Consider the following 16,364-nt stretch of genomic DNA (forward strand, 5'->3'; position numbering starts at 1 on the left):
GCCGGAGGCGCCGCAGCATCGCGTGATCTGGGCACAGTCTTTCACACTGTGACGGGCTTCTCTCCCGGGTCCACGGGCGCGGGCAGAGAGGTCGAGCCCATCAAGTGGCGGTCGACGGCCGCGGCGGCGGAACGTCCCTCGGCGATCGCCCAGACGATGAGGCTCTGGCCTCGGGCGCAGTCGCCCGCGGTGAAGACGCCGGGCACCGAGGTCTGCCAGTCCTGGTCGTGCACGATGTTGCCGCGTGAGGTGATCTCCACACCCAGATCGGCCAGCAGGCCCTCTTCCTGGGTGCCCGTGAACCCCATCGCGACGAGCACGAGGGTGGCGGGGAGCACGGTCTCCGTGCCGGGGGTCGGCACGCGGGAGCCGTCGAGGTACTGGGTGCGGGCGACCTTCAGTCCCGTGACCGCGCCGCTCTCGTCGACCTCGAAGCCGGTCGTCGAGGCGAGGTAGGAGCGGTCGCCGCCCTCCTCGTGCGCCGTGGAGACCTCGAAGAGCACCGGGTGCACCGGCCAGGGCTGCTTCTCGTCGCGCTCTACCGGCGGCTGGGTACCGATCGCCAGAGTGGTCACGGAGCGGGCACCCTGGCGCAGCGCGGTCCCGAGGCAGTCGGCTCCGGTGTCGCCTCCGCCGATGATCACCACGTCCTTGCCCTCGGCGGAGATCGCGTCCTCGACCCAGTCGCCCTCGACCAGGCGGTTGGCCTGGGTGAGGTACTCCATGGCGGGATGGATGCCGGTCGCCTCGCGGCCCGGAACCGCGAGGTCGCGCGGGGTCGAGGCGCCGGTCGCGAGGACCACCGCGTCGAAGCGGCTGCGGAGGTCGGCGACGCTCAGCGCGCTCTCGCCGGTCCCGCCGACGTCGACGCCGGTGCGGAAGCGGGTGCCCTCCTCGCGCATCTGCTGCAGGCGGCGGTCCACGTGGCGCTTCTCGAGCTTGAACTCGGGGATGCCGTAGCGGAGCAGACCGCCGAGGCGGTCGTCGCGCTCGAGCACGACCACCGAGTGGCCGGCGCGGGTGAGCTGCTGCGCGGCCGCGAGGCCAGCGGGCCCGGACCCGACGACGGCCACGGTGCGGCCCGTGTGCCGGGTCGGCTCCACGGGCTTGACCCACCCCTCCTCGAAGGCGCGGTCGATGATCGAGACCTCGACGTTCTTGATGGTCACCGGCGGCTGGTTGATCCCCAGCACGCAGCTCGACTCGCACGGGGCGGGGCAGGCGCGGCCGGTGAACTCCGGGAAGTTGTTGGTCGCGTGGAGGCGCTCCGAGGCCTGCTGCCAGTCGTCGCGGTAGACGAGGTCGTTCCACTCGGGGATGAGGTTGCCGAGCGGGCAGCCCTGGTGGCAGAACGGGATGCCGCAGTTCATGCAGCGTCCGGCCTGCCGGGAGACGACGCTGAGGGCGTCGGGGCCGCCCTTCTCGCGGGCCTCGTAGACCTCGCGCCAGTCCATCAGGCGCAGGGGCACCGGCCGACGGGCGGGGAGCTCGCGCTCGCGGTACCGCAGGAATCCGCGGGGATCAGCCATGGGTGGCCTCCATGATCTCGTTCCAGACGTCGTGGGAGTCGGGGTCCACGCCCTGCGCGACGGCCTCCTCGCGGATGCCGGTGATCCGCAGGAACGCGCGGGGGGCGACCTCGGTGAGGCGGTCGAAGAGCTCCGCCGGGTCGGCGAGCAGGGCGGCGGCCCGGTCGGACCCCGTCCGCTCGGCGTGGTCGGTGAGGGCCTCGAGCACGAACTCGCGGTGCTCCTCGCGGACCGGGGTGATCTCGAAGCCGGCGGCGTCCTTGGGGTTCAGGTCCGCGGGGTCGAGATCGAGGACGAACAGGGTGCCGCCGCTCATGCCGGCGCCCAGGTTGCGGCCCGTGGGGCCGAGGATCAGCACGGCTCCGCCGGTCATGTACTCGGCGCCGTGGTCGCCGATGCCCTCGACGACCAGGGTCGCGCCGGAGTTGCGCACGCCGAAGCGCTCGCCCGCGGAGCCCGCGAGCAGCAGCCGGCCGCTCGTGGCCCCGTAGGCGCAGGTGTTCCCGGCGATCGTCGAGGAGGTCAGGGACGGTGCCGTGCCGGCGCCGTGGCCGATCGCGATCACGCCGCCCGAGAGACCCTTGCCGACGTAGTCGTTGGCATCGCCGGTGAGGTGGAGGGTCACGCCGCGCGGGAGGAAGGCGCCGAAGGACTGGCCGCCGGTGCCGGTCAGCTCGACGAGGATCGAGTCCTCGGCGAGGCCCTCGCCGTCGGTGCGCCGGGTGACCTCGTGGCCGAGCAGGGTGCCGGTCGAGCGCTGCACGTTGCGGACCTCGCCCTGCACGCGGACGCTCGGCTCGGCGCCGTCGAGGACGGGGGCCGCGGCGGCGATCCACGGATGGTCCGCCGCCTTCTCCAGCTGGTGGTCCTGCCCGCGGCGGCGCTGCGGGTGGTCGCCGGGGAAGACCGTCGGCGGCTCGAGAATGGCCGAGAGGTCGAGCCCCTTGCGCTTCGCGGTGCCGAGGGCGCCGAGGGCCGGGGCGTCGTCCCGCAGGCCGAGGAGGTCGGTGCGGCCGATGGCCTCGTCGAGGCTGCGCAGTCCGAGGGCGGCGAGGTGCTCGCGCACCTGCTCGGCCACGAACTGGAAGAAGGTCACCACGTGCTCGGCCTTGCCGGCGTACCGGGCCCGCAGCTCGGGGTTCTGGGTCGCGACGCCGACGGGGCAGGTGTCGAGATGGCAGACCCGCATCATGACGCAGCCGGTGACGACCAGGGGCGCCGAGGCGAAGCCGTACTCCTCCGCGCCGAGCAGCGCGGCGATCACGACGTCGCGACCGGTCTTCATCTGCCCGTCGACCTGGACGGTGATGCGGTCACGCAGACCGTTCAGCAGCAGGGTCTGCTGGGTCTCGGCGAGGCCGAGCTCCCAGGGGGTGCCGGCGTGCTTGAGGGAGTTCAGCGGGCTCGCGCCCGTGCCGCCGTCATGGCCCGAGATGAGCACGACGTCGGCGTGGGACTTCGAGACGCCCGCCGCGACGGTGCCCACGCCGAAGCGCGAGACCAGCTTCACGTGGACACGGGCCGCAGGGTTCGCGGACTTCGCGTCGTGGATCAGCTGGGCGAGATCCTCGATCGAGTAGATGTCGTGGTGCGGCGGCGGGGAGATCAGGCCGATGCCGGGGGTCGAGTGCCGGGTGCGGGCGATCCACGGGTACACCTTCTCGGGCGGCAGCTGACCGCCCTCGCCGGGCTTGGCGCCCTGGGCGATCTTGATCTGGATGTCCTTCGCGAAGGTCAGGTATTCGCTGGTGACGCCGAAGCGGCCCGAGGCGATCTGCTTGATCGCGCTGCTGCGCTCGGGGTCGCGCAGCCGCTCCGGATCCTCGCCGCCCTCGCCACTGTTGGACATGCCGCCGAGACGGTTCATCGCGATCGCGAGGGTCTCGTGCGCCTCCTGCGAGATCGAGCCGTAGCTCATCGCGCCGGTCATGAAGCGGCGCGTGATCGACTCGACCGGCTCCACCTCGTCCAGCGGGATCGGCGTGCGGTCCTCGGTGCGCAGGCGCATCAGGCCGCGCACGGTCATGAGGTGCTCGTGCTGCTCGTCGACCGCATCGGTGTAGCGACGGAACTCGTCGTACTGACGGTTCCGCGTGGAGTGCTGCAGGCGGAACACCGTCTCGGGCGTGAACAGGTGCGGCTCGCCCTCGCGGCGCCACTGGTACTCGCCGCCCACGGGCAGCTGACGGTGCGGCAGCTGGACGCCGTCGACGGGATGGGCGAGCGCGTGGCGGGCCGCGTTCTCCTGGGCGATGACGTCGAGGTCGATGCCGCCGATGCGGCTGACGGTCCCGGGGAACCAGGTGTCGACCAGGTGCTGGGAGAGGCCGACGGCCTCGAACACCTGCGCCCCGCGGTAGGACGCGACGGTCGCGATGCCCATCTTCGACATGATCTTCAGGACGCCCTTGCCAAGGGCGGTGAGCAGGTTGCGCACGGCCTCGGCCGGGGTGAGGTCGGAGACCACGCCGCGGCGGACGAGGTCCTCGACGCTCTCGATCGCGAGATAGGGGTTGACGGCGCTCGCGCCGTAGCCGATCAGCAGCGCGGCATGGTGCACCTCGCGCACGTCCCCGGCCTCGACCACGAGCGCGGCCGCGGTGCGGCGGCCCGTGCGCACCAGGTGGTGCTGGACGGCGCTGGTCAGCAGCAGCGAGGGGATGGGGGCGAGCACCTGGTTGGCGTCGCGGTCGGAGAGGACCAGGAAGGTCGCGCCCTCGTCGATCGCGGCGACCGCCTCCGCGCAGATCTCCTCGAGCCGCGCCTCGAGGGCGGCGGTCCCGCCGGCCACGGGGTACAGGCCGCGCAGGCGCACCGCGTGGAAGTCCGCGGTCTCGGGGTTCGCGTCGACCGCGAGGATCTTCGCGAGCTCGTCGTCGTCCAGCATCGGGAAGCCGAGCACCAGCTGGCGCGCGTGCTCCGGGGTCGCGTCCAGCAGGTTGCGGGAGCGGCCGATGGTCACGCCCAGCGAGGTGACGATCTCCTCGCGGAGGGAGTCCAGCGGCGGATTGGTGACCTGCGCGAACATCTGCGTGAAGTAGTCGAACAGGAGCCGGGGGCGGTCCGACAGCGCGGCGATCGGGGTGTCGGTGCCCATGGCGCCGAGGGGCTCGGCGCCCTTGGCCGCCATCGGGGCGAGCAGCACCCGCAGCTCCTCCTCGGTGTAGCCGAACACCTGCTGGCGCCGCACCACGGAGGCGGGCGAGTAGGTCACGTGCTCGCGCTCGGGGAGATCGGCGAGCTTCACCGTCTGCTGCTTGACCCAGCTGGCGTAGGGGCGCTCGGTCGCGACCTGGTGCTTGAGCTCGTCGCTCGGGACGATGCGGCCCTCGGCGAGATCGAGCAGGAAGATCTCGCCCGGGGAGACGCGGCCGGTGCGGGCGATCGCGCTGTGCGGCACGTCGACGAGACCGGTCTCGGAGCCGAGGATCACGAGGTCGTCCTCGGTGATCCAGTAGCGCAGCGGGCGCAGGCCGTTGCGGTCCAGGCGCGCTCCCACCTGGGTGCCGTCGGTGAAGACGACCGAGGCGGGCCCGTCCCAGGGCTCCTGCAGCGCGGAGTGGAAGCGGTAGAAGGCGCGGAGGTCCTCGTCCATGGAGTCGTCGGACTCCCAGGGCTCGGGGATCAGCATCATCAGCGCGTGCGGGAGGGAGCGGCCCGAGAGGTGCAGCAGCTCGAGCACCTCGTCGAGGCTCGCGGAGTCCGAGGCGCCGGGGGTGTTCACCGGGAAGAGCCGCGAGAGGTCCTCGCCGAAGACGTCGGTGCGCATGCTGCCCTCGGCGGCCCGCACCCGGTTGCGGTTGCCGATCACGGTGTTGATCTCGCCGTTGTGGGCCAGGGTGCGGAAGGGGTGCGCGAGCGGCCACGCCGGGAAGGTGTTCGTGGAGAAGCGCGAGTGGACGATCGCGAGCTCGGAGGCGAAGCGCGGATCGCGCAGGTCCGGGTAGAACTCGTCGAGCTGTCCGGGGGTGAGCATGCCCTTGTAGACCATCACCCGGGTGGACAGCGAGGGGAAGTAGGCGCCCGTCGCGTGCTCGACCCGGCGTCGCACCGCGAAGGCGGCCCGCTCGAGGTCGAGGCCCGTGCGGCCGGTCGCCTCGTCGGCGAGGAAGACCTGCTCCATGACCGGGCGCACGGCCTCCGCGGAGGGGCCGACGAGCCCGTCGGTGGTGGGCAGCGGACGCCGCCCGAGGACCGTGAGGCCCTCCTCTCGGGCGATCTCCTCCAGGGCTGCGAGCGCCTGCTCGCGCTCGGCCTCCTCCCGCGGGAGGAAGGCGGTGCCCGCGGCGTAGGCCCCGCGCGCGGGCAGCTCGACCCCGGCGACCTCGCGGAGGAAGGCGTCGGGCAGCTGGACCATGATGCCGGTCCCGTCGCCCGTGGACTCCTCGGCGCCGACCGCGCCGCGGTGCTCGAGGTTGCGCAGGGCGGTGAGGGCGTGCTCGACGATGTCGTGGCCGGGCTCGCCGCGCAGGGTCGCGATGAGCGCGACGCCGCACGAGTCCACCTCGCTGTCGGGGCGGTACAGGGCCTGCGGGCCGGGGAGGGAGGAGAAGCGGGAGCTGAGGGGGATCATGCGGAGGGCCCTTCCAGGGACGACGGCCGGGCGGCCGTCGATGGTCGACGGGATCCCGGGTCCCCTCCCTCGGTGCCGTGCGCCGCTCGATGGCGGTCACGGGTCCCCTGGAGCTAGGAGCCGGGTGTAGCGGAGTCGTCGGCCGCGGAGGGCGGCGTGCCGGACTTCTCGACGTGGTCCTCGTCGGGGCCGTTGCCCTCGGTCTGGGCGGGCAGCTCGAAGGAGCCGTCAGCGGCGACGACCTCTCCCCCGCGGCGGCGCCGGCGGCGGGTGAGGTGGGCGACCATGGCGATGCCGACGAGGGCCATCACGATCGCGACCAGGGTGTGGATGCGCAGCGGGCCGACCATCAGCACGGGCTCGGAGCGGATCGCGTCGATCCAGGCGCGTCCGATCGAGTAGATCGCGACGTAGCTCCAGAAGACGCGGCCGCCCGCGAGGTCGAAGCGGCGCGCAAGCCAGAGCAGCAGGACGACCCCGAGGAGGTTCCACAGCTGCTCGTAGAGGAAGGTCGGGTGGTAGGTGCCCGGCACGCAGCCGGGGATGGTCTCGCCGTTGGTCACGCAGGTGACCGTCCATGCCCAGGGGACGTCGGTGGCCGGCCCGTACAGCTCCTGGTTGAACCAGTTGCCGAAGCGGCCGATCGCCTGGGCAACCATCAGGGTGGGGGCGAGGGTGTCCGCGAGAGCGGTGAAGGAGACGCCCTTGAGGCGGGCCATGAACCACACGGCCACGGCGCCGCCGGCGATGCCGCCATAGATCGCGAGGCCGCCCTGCCAGATGTAGAGGATGGCGACGGGGTCGCCGCCCGGGCCGAAGAAGGGCGCGGGAGAGGTGAGGACGTGCCAGATCCGCGCCCCGATGATCCCCGCGACGATCCCGGCGAAGGCGATGTCGAAGAGGTCGTCGCCGTTGCCGCCGCGGGCGACCCAGCGCTTCGTGCCCCACCAGAGGGCCACCCCCATGCCGGCCAGGATGCACAGGGCGTAGAAGTGGATGGTGAGCGGGCCGAGGGAGACGGCGGAGATCGGCGAGCTGGGGATCATCGGTGCTGTCTCCTCTCTGCGCTGCGGGGGCGCGCCCTCGAGGGGGCGCCCGGCCGGTCCGGTTACGGGGTGTCGGGGTCCTGCTCCGCCGCCTCAGGGGCGGCGGCTCGTCACTGGGGACGCTGGGCCCGCTCGACGCCGGCGCGGAGATCATCGGCCACCGCGGAGAGCGCGGTGCGGGCCGCCGCGTCATCGCCTTCGTGGTCCAGGAGAGCCCGCACGAAGGCGGACCCGACGATCACTCCATCAGCGTACGCGCCGACCTGCGCGGCCTGCTCACCGTTTGAGACGCCCAGACCCACGCAGACGTTCCGCGCGCCCGCCGCCCGGGTGCGCTCCACCAGGCCCTCGGTGGCCGTGGAGACGCTCGCCCGGGTGCCGGTGACACCCATCGTGCTGGCCGCGTAGACGAATCCGCGTGTGTGCGAGACCACATAGGAGAGCCGGTCCGCCGGCGAGCTCGGAGCGACCAGGAACACACGGTCGACGGCATGCTCGTCCGAGGCGGCGATCCAGTCGGCGCCCTCGTCGGGGATGAGGTCCGGGGTGATCACCCCGGCACCACCGGCGGCGGCGAGATCCCGTGCGAAGGCGTTCGGCCCGTAGGCGAGCACGGGGTTCCAGTAGGACATGACGAGGATCGCGGCCCCGCGGCCCGAGAGCCGCTCCACGGCCTCGAGGACGTGCCGGGTGCGGACCCCGCCGGCGAGGGCCGCGCCGGCCGCCCGCTGGATGACGGGGCCGTCCATGACCGGGTCCGAGTAGGGAAGGCCCAGCTCGATCATGTCGGCGCCGTGGTCGATGAGGACCTTCGCCGCCTCGACCGAGCGGTCGAGGTCCGGGTAGCCGACGGGGAGGTAGCCGATGAGGGCCGCGCGGCCCTCGCCGCGGGCCCGGTCCAGGGCGTCACCGGAGCGGAGCCGGCCGGTGTCGGGGGTGCTCATCGGATCTCCTCCGGGGTGTCGGTGGCGGCGAGGGTGCCCCGGGCCATGGCGCGCAGCGCCGAGAGGTCCCCGCTGACGGCGTCCTCGTCCCCGCCGACGAGGCCGAACCACCGCGAGGCGGTGTCGACGTCCTTGTCCCCGCGGCCCGAGAGGCTCACCAGGATCACGGCGTCCTCCCCCAGCTCGCGGCCGAGCTCGAGGGCCCCGGCGAGGGCGTGCGCCGACTCGATGGCGGGCATGATCCCCTCGGTCATGGACAGCAGCGCGAAGGCGTCCATCGCGGGACCGTCGTCGATCGCCCGGTACTCGGCGCGACGGATATCTGCGAGCCAGGCGTGCTCCGGGCCGACGCTCGGGTAATCGAGCCCCGCGGAGACCGAGTGGGAGGGGATGGTCTGGCCGTCCTCGTCCTGCATCACGAAGGAGCGGGCACCGTGGAGCACCCCGGGGCTGCCGCCGCCGATGGTCGCCGAGTGCCGTCCCGAGGAGATCCCGTCTCCCCCGGCCTCGCATCCGACGAGGCGGACCAGCGGGTCGGTGTCGTCGAGGAAGGCGTGGAAGATGCCCATCGCGTTCGAGCCGCCGCCCACGCAGGCGACGACCGCATCGGGCAGACGGCCGGTACGGTCGAGGACCTGGGCACGGGCCTCCTCGCCGATGATGCGGTGGAAGTCGCGCACCATCACCGGGAACGGGTGGGGCCCCGCGACCGTGCCCAGCAGGTAATGGGTGGTCTCCACGTTCGCGACCCAGTCGCGGAAGGCCTCGTTGATGGCGTCCTTGAGGGTGCGGGATCCCTGGGAGACGGCGACGACGTCCGCACCGAGCAGGCGCATCCGGGCGACGTTCAGGGCCTGCCGCTCGGTGTCCTCCTCCCCCATGTAGATCGTGCAGTCCAGGCCGAACAGGGCGGCGGCGGTCGCGGTCGCGACGCCGTGCTGGCCGGCGCCGGTCTCGGCGATCAGCCGGGTCTTGCCCATGCGCCGGGTCAGGAGCGCCTGGCCGAGCACGTTGTTGATCTTGTGCGAGCCGGTGTGGTTGAGGTCCTCGCGCTTGAGCAGGATCCGGGCACCTCCCGCGAGACGGGAGAAGCGGGGCGCCTCGCTCAGCAGCGAGGGGCGCCCGGTGTACTCGGCGGCGAGGCGACGCAGCTCGGCCACGAACTCGGGGTCGAGGATCGCCTTCTGGTAGACCTCGTTCAGCTCGTCGAGGGCGGGGACGAGGGCCTCGGGCAGGAACCTGCCGCCGAAGTCGCCGAAGTAGGGCCCGGCCTCCGAGCGGAGCTCTCCGTCGGGCCGGTCCATGTCGGGGACGGGCAGGGGCGATGCGGGGGTGCTCATGCCGGAGCTCCTTCGGTCTGGGGACGGCCGCGGCGGGGCACGCGACGGAACGAGGCGACGGCGGCGGCCGGGTCGCCGGAGGTGACGAGGGCCTCGCCGACCAGGACGGCATCGGCCCCGGCGGCGGCATAGGCCTCGACGTCCGCGACGCTCGCCACCGCGGACTCCCCGATCGCGAGCGGGCCCGCGGGGATCCGGCCGATCAGCTCGGCGGCCCGCGTGAGGTCCACGTCGAGGGTCTTGAGGTTGCGGGCGTTCACGCCGATGAGATCGGCGCCGAGAGCGAGGGCCCTGTCCAGCTCCTCCTCGGTGTGGGTCTCGACGAGCGCCTGCATGCCGAGGGCGGTGGTGAGGTCGTGCAGCTCGCGCAGGAGGCCGTCCTCGAGCGCCGCGACGATGAGCAGCACCAGGTCCGCGCCGTGGGCGCGCGCCTCGAAGACCTGGTACGGGTCGACGACGAAGTCCTTGCGCAGCACCGGGACGTCCACCCGCTCGCGCACCGCGTCGAGGTCGGCGAGGGTGCCGCGGAAGCGGCGCTGTTCGGTGAGGACGCTGATCGCCGAGGCGCCGGAGCCGGCGTAGGCGGCGGCGAGCACGGCGGGCTCAGGGATCTCCGCGAGTTCCCCCTTGGAGGGGCTGGCGCGCTTGACCTCGGCGATGAGGCCGAGGGTGGTGCCATCGCCCTCGAGGGCGGCGCGTGCGTCGCGGGCGGGGGAGGCGGCGCGCGCCCGTCGGGCGATCTCCTCCGCGGGCACCGCCTGACGGCGCGGCGCGAGGTCCTCGCGCACGCCCGCGATGATCTCGTCGAGAACGGTTCCGGTGGTGGTCACGGAGGCCTCCTGGGCGGTGGGGACGGGGCGGCGGGGCCGGCGCCCGTCACGGTCGGCGCGGGTCAGGCGCCGACGAGGGACGTCGGGGCGAGGAACCAGAACAGCGGCAGGTTCCGCGCCACGGTGTACAGCGCGAGCAGGGCGAGCGCGCTGAGGAGCAGCGGCATCGGGGGGCGCCAGGCGAGGGTCCGTCCCTGCACCCGGCGGACGGCCCAGGCGAGCAGGCCGAGGGCCACGACGGGCAGGGCCAGCACGACGGGGGCGTTGTTGCGCAGGGCCAGCAGCGGATCGCCGTCGAGCAGGGCGTGGACAGCGCGGGTCGCCCCACAGCCGGGGCAGTGCAGCCCGGTCAGGTGGTACACGATGCACAGCGGCACATCGGTGCGGAAGGGATCGAACACGAGCTGCACGCCGAGGGCGAGGGCGAGTCCTCCCAGCCCGATGCCGAGCGGCAGCAGCAGGGCGCGCGGACCGCGGACGCCGGGGGTCGTGCCGTCCTCGCGGCCGACGGGGCCGTGATCTGCGGCGGCGCGGTGCGGCACGGGCTGGCCGTGCTGCTCCGACGCCGCGGCGGTCACCGCGCCTCGGACTCGGCGGCGGCGCGGCGCGGCTGGCCGAGCCCGGCCAGCGACAGGCCGACGCCCGCGAGGATGGCGAGCACGACGAGGCCGGCGCCGATCCACACCAGGATCGACAGCTGCGGCTGCGCGGCGGCATCCGGGAGGATCATGCCCAGGGCCAGAACCACCGAGCCGATCACGATGCCCATGTTCATCGTCCAGGCGGCCACGGTCTTGCCCTCGTTGTGGTGCGGCTGCGGGGGCACGGTGTAGGTCTTGGTCATGGTCCTTCTCCGGTCGGTGGCCTGATCGGCACTCATTGTGCCACGAGCAGGGTCTCCACCCGGCGAGGCGCTCAGTCCCCGGAGCCGGTCCGGTCGGCGGCCTCCGATGCCTCCGCAGCCTCGGCGGGCTCCGTCTGCTCGGTCGGGTCCTCGCCGCGGGTCAGCGCGTCCCAGGCGGCGGCCGGATCCGCCTGCGGATCGACGTCGACGGCCACGGCGGCCGCCGCGCTGCGATACCGGCTGCGCCGCGGCCAGCGCCCGCCCACGAGCACCGTGGCGGCGCCGACGAGGACCAGCAGCAGGGCCGGGACGACGGTGAGCCACGGCCACAGGGTGGCCTCGGCCTCGATCGTGCCGCCCACCACCCCGGTGGCCTCGGCGACCGTGCCGCGCGCGGCGGAGACCGGATCGCGGAGCGGGCCGAACGCCGCCGCGCCCGCCGCGATGCCGGCGAACATCAGCACCGGACCGGTGACGAAGCGCACCCAGCTCGAGGACAGGGAGGTCGCGAGCGAGGCCGCGAGGGCGACGACCGCGAGCGCGACCACGGCGGGCGCGGCGTCGGAGCCGCCGACCTCGAGGGCCTGGGCGGTCCCCGTGAGGTTCGCGGCGAGGGCGTCCACCCACGTCAGACGGGTCACGCCGAGCAGCAGGCCGGAGGCGGCCACCCCGAGCAGCACCGCGGTACGGCGCGTCGGGCGGGCGGCGGCCGCCGCGCCCTCCGACTGCTCGTCCGCGCCCGGCTGGTCCACGGCGGGGTCATCGCCCGTCCGCTCGCTCATGCGCCGCGCAGGGTGTCGGCCGAGGCGACGGCGCGCAGGGCAGCGGCCGCCTTGGACTGGGTCTCGCGATGCTCCATCGTGGGCTGCGAGTCCGCGACCACTCCCCCGCCCGCCTGCACATGGGCGTCGCCGTCGACCAGCACCGCGGTGCGGATGGCGATGGCCATGTCCATGTCGCCGGCGAAGTCGATGTAGCCGACCGTCCCGCCGTAGACGCCGCGGCGCACCGGCTCGAGGCGGTCGATGATCCGCATCGCGGACGGCTTCGGAGCCCCCGAGAGGGTCCCCGCGGGGAAGGTCGCCCGCAGCGCGTCGTAGGCGAGGGCCCCCTCGCGGATCCTCCCGGTCACGGTCGAGACGATGTGCTGGATGTGCGAGAAGCGCTCGATGTGCATGAAGTCGCGCACCACGACGGTCCCCGGATCGCAGAACTTCTGCAGGTCGTTGCGGGCGAGGTCGACGAGCATGAGGTGCTCGGAGCGCTCCTTCGGATCGCCGAGGAGCTCCTCGGCGAGGCGCTCGTCCTCCTCAGGGGTCGCGCCGCGCGGCCGCGAGCCGGCGATCGGGTGGGTCGTCGCCGTGCGACCGCGCACGGTCACGAGCGACTCGGGGCTCGCGCCGACCACGTCGATCGCGCGGCCCTCGGCGTCGGTGGTGCGCAGCAGGTACATGTAGGGGCTCGGGTTCATCCGTCGCAGCACCCGGTACACGTCGAGCGGATCCGCCGCCGTGGGCAGGGAGAACCGCTGCGAGGGGACGACCTGGAAGATCTCGCCGTCGACGATGTCGGCGACGGCCTCGCGCACCGCGGCCTCGTACTCGAGCTGGGCGGTGCGGGCCTTCGGCTCGGCGTCCCGCACCGTCTCGTACACCATGGCGCTCGTGGTGAGCGGGCGGCGCAGGGCCTCCCGCATCGTCTCCAGACGCGCGAGGGCGTCGTCATAGGCGGCGTCGACGCCTTCGTCGGTCGCGTTCAGGTTCAGGGCGTTCGCCACCAGGACCACCGTCGCGTCGTGCGCATCGTGCACGGCGACGTCCTGGGCGAGGAGCATGGAGAGGTCGGGGATGTCGATCTCGTCCGGCGGGGCATCCGGGAGCTTCTCCCAGTGGCGGACCGCGTCGTAGGCGACGAAGCCCACCATCCCTCCGGAGAAGGGCGGGAGATGGGGCTGCCGGGCGGCGCGGAAGGCCTCGGTGACCGCGCGGAGCGCCTCGACGGGGCTGCCGTCGACGGGCACCCCGGCGGGCACGTCACCGATCCAGTGGGCGCGACCTTCCCGTTCGGTGAGCACGGCCCGCGCCCGCGTGCCGATGATCGAGTAGCGGCTGTCGCCGCCCTCGCCGGCCGACTCGAGGAGGAAGGTGCCGCGGCCGTCCCCGGCGTCGGTGAGCCGACGGTAGAGGGAGACGGGGGTGTCCTCGTCCACGAGCAGGCGCACGCTCACGGGCACGACGCGCTGCCGGGAGGCGAGGGCGCGGAAGGTCTCGCGGTCGGGGACCACGCGACCCAGGGCGTCCCCCTCGAGCCCTCCGACGAGCTCGGGATAGGCGGTGATCCCCGCATCGGCCCCTGTCACCTCGGGGGTCCCGGAATCGGGCCCGCTGAACGGCGCGCTCATGCGGTGCGCTCCGCGGCGTCGAGCACGACGGCTCCGAGGTCCGTGCCGTCGAAGCACGTAATGGTGCCGCGATGGCAGGCCGCACCGACCTGGTCCACCCGCACCAGGAGGGTGTCGCCGTCGCAGTCCAGGGCGACCGATCGCACCCACTGGACGTGGCCGCTGGTGTCGCCCTTGCGCCAGTACTCGCCCCGGGAGCGGGACCAGTAGGTGGCGCGGCCGGTGGTCAGGGTGCGGTGCAGCGCCTCGTCGTCCATCCAGCCGACCATGAGCACCTGCTCGGTCGAGGCGTCCTGGACGACGGCGGTGATCAGGCCGGCGCCGTCGCGCTTGAGGCGCGCGGCGAGCTCGGCGGGCAGCGGTGAGGGGACGTTCACAGGGCGCGCTCCAGCTCCTCGGCGCGATCCGTGCGCTCCCAGGTGAACTCGGGCAGCTCCCGGCCGAAGTGGCCGTGCACCGAGGTCAGGGAGTAGATCGGACGCAGCAGGTCGAGCTCGTGGATGAGCGCCGCAGGGCGGAGGTCGAACACCTTCCGCACGGCGGCGGCGATCTGGTGCGCGGGGGCCTTCCCGGTGCCGAAGGTCTCGACGTACAGGCCGACCGGCTCCGCGACGCCGATGGCGTAGGCGACCTGCACCTCGCAGCGGTCGGCGAGGCCCGCCGCGACGATGGTCTTCGCGACCCAGCGCATCGCATAGGCGCCGGAGCGGTCGACCTTGCTGGGGTCCTTGCCGGAGAAGGCTCCGCCGCCGTGGCGGGCCATGCCGCCGTAGGTGTCGACGATGATCTTGCGGCCGGTGAGGCCGGCATCACCCTTGGGGCCGCCGAGCACGAAGCGGCCCGAGGGGTTGATGTGCTTGACCACCCCTGAGATGTCCAGGCCCTGGGCGGCGAGGTCCTCGAGGACCGGGGCGATGACCACGCGGTCGATGGCGGGGGCGAGCTGCGAGACGAGGTCGACGTCGGCGCTGTGCTGCGTCGAGACGACGACCGCCTCGACGGACCGGGCGACACCGGACTCGTCGTAACCGATCGAGACCTGGGTCTTGCCGTCCGGGCGCAGGTACGGCAGCACGCCGTCGCGACGGGCGCGGGCGAGGTTCTGGGTGAGGCGGTGCGCGCTGTGGATCGGCAGCGGCATCAGCTCGGCGGTGTCCCGGCACGCGTAGCCGAACATCAGTCCCTGGTCGCCCGCACCGAGGCGGGCGAAGTCCTCGAGGTCGCCGGTGCCGGAGCGGGACTCGAAGGAGTCGTCGACCCCCGCGGCGATGTCCGGGGACTGCGCACCGATCGAGACCTCGACGCCGCAGGAGTCGGCGTCGAAGCCCTTCTCCGAGGAGTCGTAGCCGATCTCGCGGATCACGTCGCGCACGATCGTGGAGACGTCGCTGTAGCCGCTCGTGCGGACTTCGCCCGCGACGTGCACCAGTCCGGTGGTGACCATGGTCTCGACGGCGACCCGGGCTCCGGGGTCCTGGGCGAGGAGGTCGTCGAGGATGGCGTCGGAGATCTGGTCGCAGATCTTGTCGGGATGCCCCTCGGTGACCGATTCGGACGTGAAGGTGCGCAGCTCGCTCGAGGTCATGGGGTCGAGGATACGTCGGCGAGCAGACCGACGAGCTCATCGAGCACGGCGTGGGCGACGGCGGTCTTCGAGCCGGCGGCCGCGGCACGGTCGGAGCCCTCGGCGTCCAGGATCCGCACCGCGTTCTCGTCGGCGCCGAAGACGCCCGTGGTGATGTCGTTGAAGACCAGCAGGTCGGCGCCCTTGCGGCGCGCCTTCGCGCGGGCGAGCTCGAGGGCGCTGGCCCCCTCCCCGCCGGTCTCGGCGGCGAAGCCCACGATCACCGGCCGCTGCGCGTCCCCGCGGGCCAGCACGCTGCTGCGCAGCACGTCCTCGGTGCGGCGCAGGGAGATCACCGGCACCGAGTCCGCTGAGGACTCGTCCTTCTTGATCTTGTGGCCCGCGGGTTCCGCGGCGGTGAAGTCGGCGACGGCGGCCGCCATCACGAGCGCGTCGACGGAGCAGCGGTGCGCGGCGATCGTCGCGGCGAGCTCGGCGGCGTCGCCCACGTCGGTCCGCGCGGCGCCCGGCGGCGTGTCGAGCGCGACGTTCGCGGCGGCGAGGTGGACCCGGGCACCGCGCACGAGGGCGGCGTGGGCGAGGGCCCAGCCCTGCTTCCCCGAGGAGTGGTTGGCGAGATAGCGCACCGGGTCGAGCCTCTCGCGGGTCCCGCCCGCGCTGATCAGCAGCTCGCGGCCGACGAGGTCGCGGCGGACGGCGCCGTCGGCCGTGCGGGGCGCGGCGATCGCCGCGCGGGCCGCCTCGAAGATCGCCTCCGGTTCGGGGAGGCGGCCCGGGCCCGAGTCCGGCCCGGTGAGCCGGCCGACGGCGGGCTCGAGCACGACCAGGCCCCGTTCGCGCAGGACCGCGACGTTCTCGCGGGTGCTGGGGTGCTCCCACATCTCGGTGTGCATCGCCGGGGCGACCACGACCGGGGCGCGGGTGACGAGCAGCGAGGCGGTCAGCAGGTCATCGGCGCGGCCGATCCGCATCCGAGCGAGGAGGTCGGCCGTCGCGGGGGCGATGACGACCAGATCGGCCTGCTGGCCGTGGCGGACGTGCGCCACCTCGTCGACGTCCTCGAAGACCGAGGTGAGCACCGGGTGATGGCTGAGCGCCTCCCAGGTGGCCGCCCCGACGAAGGCGAGGGACGCCTCGGTGGGGACGACGCGCACCGAGGCCCCGGATGCGACGAGACCGCGCACCAGGTGCGCGGTCTTGTACGCGGCGATGCCGCCTCCCACCCCCACCAGGACACGCGCTCCCTCTAGGGTGCGCAGCTCGCTGCTCATC

13 protein-coding genes are annotated in these 16,364 nt (G+C 73.4%); all 13 read right to left on the reverse strand.

Annotated elements, in window-relative coordinates:
- Nucleotides 1-41 precede the first annotated feature (41 nt).
- The 13 genes from V1260_RS10660 to coaBC all read right to left on the reverse strand — a co-directional run bounded on the left by V1260_RS10660 (nucleotide 42) and on the right by coaBC (nucleotide 16,363).
- Complete coding sequence (locus tag V1260_RS10660) at nucleotides 42-1,529, reverse strand: glutamate synthase subunit beta (RefSeq protein WP_329746796.1); 1,488 nt, start codon at nucleotides 1,527-1,529, stop codon at nucleotides 42-44.
- Nucleotides 1,522-6,102, reverse strand: a complete 4,581-nt coding sequence (gene gltB / locus V1260_RS10665; RefSeq protein WP_329746797.1) for a glutamate synthase large subunit — start codon at nucleotides 6,100-6,102, stop codon at nucleotides 1,522-1,524. Before gltB ends, V1260_RS10660 begins: the two co-directional genes overlap by 8 nt.
- Before the next feature lie 113 nt (nucleotides 6,103-6,215).
- A complete protein-coding gene (gene lgt / locus V1260_RS10670) occupies nucleotides 6,216-7,148 on the reverse strand; it encodes a prolipoprotein diacylglyceryl transferase (protein ID WP_329746798.1) in 933 nt (310 codons plus the stop codon).
- Nucleotides 7,149-7,258: 110 nt separating this feature from the next.
- Nucleotides 7,259-8,092 carry a tryptophan synthase subunit alpha gene (gene trpA / locus V1260_RS10675; protein ID WP_329746799.1) on the reverse strand — a complete coding sequence of 278 codons (834 nt, stop codon included), beginning with the start codon at nucleotides 8,090-8,092 and terminating at the stop codon, nucleotides 7,259-7,261.
- On the reverse strand, nucleotides 8,089-9,432 hold the full coding sequence (trpB, locus tag V1260_RS10680) for a tryptophan synthase subunit beta (protein ID WP_329746800.1): 1,344 nt from the start codon (nucleotides 9,430-9,432) through the stop codon (nucleotides 8,089-8,091). Before trpB ends, trpA begins: the two co-directional genes overlap by 4 nt.
- Nucleotides 9,429-10,262 carry an indole-3-glycerol phosphate synthase TrpC gene (gene trpC / locus V1260_RS10685; RefSeq protein ID WP_329746801.1) on the reverse strand — a complete coding sequence of 278 codons (834 nt, stop codon included), beginning with the start codon at nucleotides 10,260-10,262 and terminating at the stop codon, nucleotides 9,429-9,431. The genes trpB and trpC overlap by 4 nt, the downstream gene beginning before the upstream one ends.
- A 62-nt stretch (nucleotides 10,263-10,324) precedes the next feature.
- The gene (locus tag V1260_RS10690) at nucleotides 10,325-10,840 is read right to left on the reverse strand and encodes a DUF2752 domain-containing protein (RefSeq protein ID WP_329746802.1); all 516 of its coding nucleotides are present in this window, start codon (nucleotides 10,838-10,840) and stop codon (nucleotides 10,325-10,327) included.
- Complete coding sequence (locus tag V1260_RS10695) at nucleotides 10,837-11,106, reverse strand: HGxxPAAW family protein (RefSeq protein ID WP_329746803.1); 270 nt, start codon at nucleotides 11,104-11,106, stop codon at nucleotides 10,837-10,839. The genes V1260_RS10690 and V1260_RS10695 overlap by 4 nt, the downstream gene beginning before the upstream one ends.
- A gap of 71 nt (nucleotides 11,107-11,177) precedes the next feature.
- A complete protein-coding gene (locus V1260_RS10700; protein WP_329746804.1) occupies nucleotides 11,178-11,888 on the reverse strand; it encodes a Trp biosynthesis-associated membrane protein in 711 nt (236 codons plus the stop codon).
- The gene (locus V1260_RS10705; RefSeq protein ID WP_329746805.1) at nucleotides 11,885-13,507 is read right to left on the reverse strand and encodes an anthranilate synthase component I; all 1,623 of its coding nucleotides are present in this window, start codon (nucleotides 13,505-13,507) and stop codon (nucleotides 11,885-11,887) included. The genes V1260_RS10700 and V1260_RS10705 overlap by 4 nt, the downstream gene beginning before the upstream one ends.
- Nucleotides 13,504-13,884 (reverse strand): phosphoribosyl-AMP cyclohydrolase, encoded by a 381-nt coding sequence (hisI, locus tag V1260_RS10710; RefSeq protein WP_329746806.1) that lies wholly within the window; start codon nucleotides 13,882-13,884, stop codon nucleotides 13,504-13,506. Before hisI ends, V1260_RS10705 begins: the two co-directional genes overlap by 4 nt.
- Entirely contained in the window at nucleotides 13,881-15,092 is a 1,212-nt protein-coding gene (gene metK, locus V1260_RS10715; RefSeq protein ID WP_329746807.1) for a methionine adenosyltransferase, read from the reverse strand. The genes hisI and metK overlap by 4 nt, the downstream gene beginning before the upstream one ends.
- Complete coding sequence (gene coaBC, locus V1260_RS10720) at nucleotides 15,089-16,363, reverse strand: bifunctional phosphopantothenoylcysteine decarboxylase/phosphopantothenate--cysteine ligase CoaBC (protein WP_329746808.1); 1,275 nt, start codon at nucleotides 16,361-16,363, stop codon at nucleotides 15,089-15,091. The genes metK and coaBC overlap by 4 nt, the downstream gene beginning before the upstream one ends.
- Nucleotide 16,364 lies beyond the last annotated feature (1 nt).

Origin of the sequence: Brachybacterium sp. J144 (assembly GCF_036321705.1) — a bacterium.
Lineage (GTDB): Bacteria > Actinomycetota > Actinomycetes > Actinomycetales > Dermabacteraceae > Brachybacterium.

Coding starts and splice junctions, on each gene's coding strand:
- V1260_RS10660 (WP_329746796.1), bottom strand. CDS start 1,529: ATGGCTGATCCCCGCGGATTCCTGCGGTACCGCGAGCGCGAGCTCCCC.
- gltB (WP_329746797.1), bottom strand. CDS start 6,102: ATGATCCCCCTCAGCTCCCGCTTCTCCTCCCTCCCCGGCCCGCAGGCC.
- lgt (WP_329746798.1), bottom strand. CDS start 7,148: ATGATCCCCAGCTCGCCGATCTCCGCCGTCTCCCTCGGCCCGCTCACC.
- trpA (WP_329746799.1), bottom strand. CDS start 8,092: ATGAGCACCCCCGACACCGGCCGGCTCCGCTCCGGTGACGCCCTGGAC.
- trpB (WP_329746800.1), bottom strand. CDS start 9,432: ATGAGCACCCCCGCATCGCCCCTGCCCGTCCCCGACATGGACCGGCCC.
- V1260_RS10695 (WP_329746803.1), bottom strand. CDS start 11,106: ATGACCAAGACCTACACCGTGCCCCCGCAGCCGCACCACAACGAGGGC.
- V1260_RS10700 (WP_329746804.1), bottom strand. CDS start 11,888: ATGAGCGAGCGGACGGGCGATGACCCCGCCGTGGACCAGCCGGGCGCG.
- V1260_RS10705 (WP_329746805.1), bottom strand. CDS start 13,507: ATGAGCGCGCCGTTCAGCGGGCCCGATTCCGGGACCCCCGAGGTGACA.
- metK (WP_329746807.1), bottom strand. CDS start 15,092: ATGACCTCGAGCGAGCTGCGCACCTTCACGTCCGAATCGGTCACCGAG.
- coaBC (WP_329746808.1), bottom strand. CDS start 16,363: ATGAGCAGCGAGCTGCGCACCCTAGAGGGAGCGCGTGTCCTGGTGGGG.